Source organism: Priestia sp. VA7 (assembly GCF_055710015.1).
In genome coordinates this window covers 1-5,319 of the sequence record NZ_JBVQPN010000028.1, presented here as the reverse complement: position 1 = coordinate 5,319, position 5,319 = coordinate 1, and the positions used below count along the sequence as shown (strand labels likewise).

General features: G+C 30.6%; 6 protein-coding genes and 1 pseudogene. 4 read left to right on the top strand and 3 right to left on the bottom strand.

The genetic code is table 11. The features are described 5' to 3' along the window. Window positions 1-734: pseudogene (gene corA / locus AC0C45_RS29890) on the top strand (magnesium/cobalt transporter CorA); the annotation flags it as partial. 191 nt (window positions 735-925) lie between these two features. Here corA and AC0C45_RS29885 read toward each other — a convergent pair. After that, a complete protein-coding gene (locus tag AC0C45_RS29885; RefSeq protein WP_237894518.1) occupies window positions 926-1,384 on the bottom strand; it encodes an NUDIX hydrolase in 459 nt (152 codons plus the stop codon). Window positions 1,385-1,657: 273 nt separating this feature from the next. After that, entirely contained in the window at window positions 1,658-2,080 is a 423-nt protein-coding gene (locus AC0C45_RS29880; RefSeq protein WP_237894519.1) for a DUF1801 domain-containing protein, read from the bottom strand. Between the two features lie 193 nt (window positions 2,081-2,273). Between AC0C45_RS29880 and AC0C45_RS29875 the strand changes: the two genes are divergently transcribed. Beyond that, the gene (locus AC0C45_RS29875) at window positions 2,274-2,513 is read left to right on the top strand and encodes a hypothetical protein (RefSeq protein WP_137739165.1); all 240 of its coding nucleotides are present in this window, start codon (window positions 2,274-2,276) and stop codon (window positions 2,511-2,513) included. A 537-nt stretch (window positions 2,514-3,050) separates the two neighbouring features. Here the strand turns inward: AC0C45_RS29875 and AC0C45_RS29870 are convergent. Then, window positions 3,051-3,713: a phosphatase PAP2 family protein gene (locus AC0C45_RS29870; RefSeq protein ID WP_257064624.1), complete on the bottom strand. Its 663-nt coding sequence runs from the start codon at window positions 3,711-3,713 to the stop codon at window positions 3,051-3,053. 392 nt (window positions 3,714-4,105) lie between these two features. Between AC0C45_RS29870 and AC0C45_RS29865 the strand changes: the two genes are divergently transcribed. Next, window positions 4,106-4,279 carry a hypothetical protein gene (locus tag AC0C45_RS29865; RefSeq protein WP_237894520.1) on the top strand — a complete coding sequence of 58 codons (174 nt, stop codon included), beginning with the start codon at window positions 4,106-4,108 and terminating at the stop codon, window positions 4,277-4,279. Window positions 4,280-4,425: 146 nt separating this feature from the next. Continuing rightward, a complete protein-coding gene (locus tag AC0C45_RS29860) occupies window positions 4,426-4,815 on the top strand; it encodes a GtrA family protein (protein ID WP_257064623.1) in 390 nt (129 codons plus the stop codon). The last annotated feature ends 504 nt before the right edge of the window (window positions 4,816-5,319 follow it).

Genomic DNA, 5,319 nt, shown 5'->3' with positions numbered 1-5,319 from the left:
TTTTAGTTCTGCATTATTTAAATAGCAACACGTTAGATGTTGAAGAAGTAGACTTGTTTATTGGGGAAAATTATCTTGTGACCTTTCACTTTAAACCGGTACTCAGTATTGAAACAGTACGACAACGTCTTTTACAGCATCCTAGTGGATTTAATAAAGGAGTGTCCTATATTGCTTATGCGGTTCTAGACTAATTAGTGGATGATTACTTCCCAATCGTGTATGAAATTGAGGATAAATTAAATGAAATTGAAAGCAGAGATGCCAAAAAATCAATTGCCTTACTAATGAATGATGTTTTTGATATCCGAAGTGATTTATTAAAGCTTAGAAAAACTATTCTTCCTATGCGTGATCTGCTATATCGAATTATTAATTCTGAACGTTTATATATACCTGCAGAGCAGAAAGCCTATTTCAATGACATCTATGATCACTTAATAAAATTAACAAGCATGGTGGAAGCCAATCGAGATATGACATCGGATATGAGAGATAATTACCTTTCAATTAACGCTAATCGGATGAACTCCATTATGATGACATTAACGATTATTTCCTCTATTTTCATCCCCCTTACATTTGTCGTAGGGTTATATGGGATGAACTTTGATCATATGCCTGAACTTCACTGGCACTACGGGTATTATATTGTTTTAGGAATTATGGCTTTAATGACCATCGGTATGATTCTATGGTTTAAACGAAAAGGCTGGTTTAATGTAAATAAATAATATCAGCAATATGCTGACTTATCTTCTAAAAAATGTCGCTGCTTTTTTAAGTAGTTGTTATGTCTTTTTGTTCATGTAATATGAGTTATTAGGAACCTTAAAAAAAAGTTAAAGAATAAGGGCTTTTAATTTCTAATTAAAAGCCCTTATTCTTTAAGATTTCCGATAATTCACATTACGTTAACTAGTCCCTATAATATTTGATGTACCATTTTATCTTGACTGTATGTAAATAAATGATTTCCTTTATGAGCTAGTAATGTTGGTAAGTAGTGTGGAATTTTTTCTGGTATACCAAGATTATTAGGGTTTAAAATCCAATCAATATCTTTCCAATCTAAAATACCTTCTCTAGTTTTTATTGGTGTATCATATGTAAAAAGGTTATCTAATTCTCCAAGAAAAACGTGTATTCCATCTAATTTACCTTCAGGAGTTAACCATGTTACAACTCCTTGGGATATAAAACTATCTAATTGAATAGTTGTTTCTTCCCAAACTTCACGGAGCGCAGCTTGTTCAGGGAATTCATTTTTTTCTATCTTACCTCCAACCCCGTTCCATACCCCCATAATAGGTTCTTTTTCTCGATTTAACATAAGAATCTTATTATTTTGTTTAATAAAACAAACTGTATATTTAAAGTTCATCGTGTAACATCCTTTCCTCATTCTTTTAAGATTATCATATGAGGACAATTAAATTTCGATTAATTCGTATGAAATTTTTATAGAAAGCTTTGCATCACAATCTCAATTGTAGTATTAAATTTTTTAAGGGATTTTTGTTAGATTGATTTGTTGAGGATACGATACGTACTTCATGATGAAATTGCACTTATTTTTGTTTTATCCTCTTCTATTAAAAGACCGTCTTACTCACCTGTGATGATCATAAGACTCAGTAAATTTTATTGAAAAAAATTATCGATTCGGATAGGTCTCTTTTAAAAACATTACAGATTGTTTGATTAATGCCTTTAATACATCAACATGAATATCTGCTACTTTGCTGATGTACACACAAGCCTTTCCTTTTGTGTGCTTTCCAAAATCCTTTAATAATTTTTCTCGTTGGGTGTCCCCCGTTGCAAAATATAAACTGATTTTAGCTTTTCGAGGTGAAAATCCAACCAATGGGGCGTCTCCTTCATGCCCAGAATCATATTTGTAATGATATTTGCCAAACCCTATAATACTTGTCCCCCACATTTTAGCCTCATAACCTGTTATCTCCGTAAAAATATCTAATAATTTATAAGCATCTTCCCGTTTTCTAGGATTATCTACACTCTCAATAAACTCAATGACGCTGCTGTCAGTTTCTTTAGTTTTTAGCTCGTACATAGTTAAACCACCTTCTAAAGTAGAATTTTAAGGATTCAATATATAAAACTTCACCTAAACTACTCGTTAGCTTTATATTTATTAGTTTTGCTACTAATTTACAGTGTATATCTTTTTAAAAAAAGAACACAATAAATCCTTAAAACGGGCCTTATATTAGAGACCTTATAATAGAGAAAGGATTTATTTATAAATGAGCAAAAAAACTTCTGAATATGTCATCTTTCTTTTATGGTTTATTTTTCTGTTTACTTTATGGGCACTTGTAACGTTGTTAGAAGGTACAAATGGACAATGGTGGTCTATTCTTCGGTTAAATCCAGAAGTACCTGAACCATTTGCTCTGGAGTTTTCGTATCTGAAAATAATCATTGCAACTACTTTGTCTTTCATTCTGGCTTATTTTATAGTTTTATTGCTAAGAAAGAAATAAAGCCTCTATTTATTATATAGAGGCTTTATTTTTTAAGTGCTTATACTAACTAACTTCGTATATGATATACAACTAAAAAACAGAAAAGTGTTTACTGATGAAGAAACCTACTCTTCAGTAGTTTGCTCATTATATGAGATTTTATTTATAAAAATCCGTATATACAGAAAAAATTATCGTGATGAACAAAATCACTCCACAACTACATCAAAAGTAAATTTAAATAGTTTTATTCTTCCTTATTATAATATACTAAATTTTTATTAGCTTGTTTATGAAAAAGAAATAGTGTACATAAAAAAGTAGGCTTAATCCTGCTTTTTCTTCTAATAAAATCCATTATGTTAACTGTAAATTTATATCATATATATCTAAAAAAAGAAGAGCTGCCTACAGATTGGGAAGCTTTTTCTGTCTATCATAGATGAGATGACAAGAAACCTTATGCAATCTTGTTTCTCTTAGACAAAAACAATGGTACCTTTCAGGATTAACTGTATAGTTCAGGTGCATTTCTTTTATTAATATATTTTATCTTTACCTTTCACTGCTGTGCTTCTGTCTATAAAGTTTTTCTTGATATCGCTGATAGAACCAAATGGCGAGCGTAAGCCAAAATCCACTAGCCAAATAGCCTCCAATAATATCACTAGGATAATGAACACCTAGGTAAATACGGCTTATTCCAATTAAGATAATCATTGTGATACTAATGATAGTCAAGATGGGGCGTCCCGATCGGGTAGGAATATGACGCCATAATAAGAAAGATAGAACACCATAAACAGCAAATGCACTCATTGCATGACCACTTGGAAAACTGTAACCATGAATCTCAATAAGCCGATGTAAATCTGGGCGAGCACGGTGAAAAAAGAGTTTTAAGACCATATTGAGAATAGAGGACCCTAAAACTACACTAATAAATAAAATCAGTTCTGATCGATGGTGCAATACTTTATAGAGAAAAAACAAGATAAAAAAAGAAAGTACAATAACAGAAGACGTGGATCCAATAAAAGAGAAAAGTTTCATGATGATTGTTAACATCGGTGATTCAAATCCTTGAATAAAGGATATAACAGTGCTATCAAACTGGATAATATCATATTTGTTGATCAAGGTAGCCATGAAGCTAAAACCAATAATTGATAATAGACTTAAAATGAAAGTAAATATAAGTGGAGATTTTAAATTCATAGAAAAGTACCTCAGATTTACTAAATGTTTATCAAAGTAGTTTTATTAATGAAGTGGAAGAATACATTTTTTTATCGTACATATTTTACAAACATTACTTTTAGGATTCATTGTTTCTTTTTTATTCTCCGTAATACACAAAAGATAGACATAATTGAATGATCGTTATTACTTCGATGATAAAGAATTTTCGAGCCTTCAAAATAGATGAGCATGTACTATAATGCTTTAAATACAATGATAGTATGACTTTTGAAGAAGAATTTTATTAATTTTTTATAAGGAATAAATTGGTACAAAAGCATGAATGATTTGTTAGTGTGAAAAAAGGTAAAAGCAGAGAACCTATAGATGCACATATGTTTAATTTAATGAAAGTAGGTGATTAGATCGTGAAAAATAACATACAAGTATTACCTATAATTGCTTCTATTGGGATCGGTGCAGCTGCTTATAGTATGATGACAGGGCGTGGCGGACAACTTCAAAATATGGTTCCTCTCTCTGGTATGGGTAGTCAAAATATGAAGAGCCAAAGCTCTCAATCCACAACAAATGGTCAATAACTAAATTTCAGTATTTGATTCTATCCTTTTACGTAAAATAAAGGATCATACAATATAAAAGGATTTTTTCTCTTATAAAATGAAGGAGAGGAAATCCTTTTAAGTTGCAATCCATATAAATTTAAAGTAAGGGAGGTCTCTTTAATTTGAAAGTTGCCAATGAAGAAAGCATTCACTACTTGAAATTTTGTATCGTGGGGGGATTAAATACAGCTATTGATTTTTTTGTTTTTTCTTTCTTATCTTATTTAGGCATATATTACATAATAGCTCAATGCGTATCTTATGGGTGTGGTGTACTAAACAGTTATTTTTTAAATCGCACATGGACGTTTCAACAACAAGGGACAAGAAAGAGGCATGAATTTCTCAAGTTTACTGTGTTGAATATTTTCACTTTAATTGTTACATCTTTCTTGTTAACTGTGTTCCATTATAAATTTAATATATCACTTCCTTACAGCAAGGTTTTAGTAACGATTGTTAGTGTTGGATTAAACTATATAGGTACTAATTTTTGGGTTTTTAAACCATAAAAAAACAAATGATTAACGTGCTCTGCAGGAAAAGTGTAAGAAGCAGTAAAATAGCTATGCTTTAATTTTTTATTAAATAGATAAGAACTTCATTACATAACGAAACAAGCATATCCCAGTAAATATGCTTGTTTGCCTTAGGCTTATGCAAAATTATTCTGTTTGAACAATTCTTAAAAAGTGTATAATAAGTGCCAAAACAAAGCTTAGAATGAAGCTAAAAATCCATATTATCGAATTGTCATGTGACAATAAAAAATATTTATAAAAAAGAAAGAAGTAGATCGAGTATATATAATTTATACACTATATTATAAAACAGCTAATTTAGTTGAACTCTTCTTTAGTTAATAAACTTTCTTCTGCGAACGTTGACACCCCTAATCTTTCTGTATATAAGTCAATATCCACCGCATAAGGGGGTCTCTTTTTTACTTCTATAAATATCTTCCCGATGTATTCTCCTACCATTCCAATACTTATTAATTGTATGGCACCTAACAG

Coding starts and splice junctions, on each gene's coding strand:
- AC0C45_RS29885 (WP_237894518.1), bottom strand. CDS start 1,384: ATGAACTTTAAATATACAGTTTGTTTTATTAAACAAAATAATAAGATT.
- AC0C45_RS29880 (WP_237894519.1), bottom strand. CDS start 2,080: ATGTACGAGCTAAAAACTAAAGAAACTGACAGCAGCGTCATTGAGTTT.
- AC0C45_RS29875 (WP_137739165.1), top strand. CDS start 2,274: ATGAGCAAAAAAACTTCTGAATATGTCATCTTTCTTTTATGGTTTATT.
- AC0C45_RS29870 (WP_257064624.1), bottom strand. CDS start 3,713: ATGAATTTAAAATCTCCACTTATATTTACTTTCATTTTAAGTCTATTA.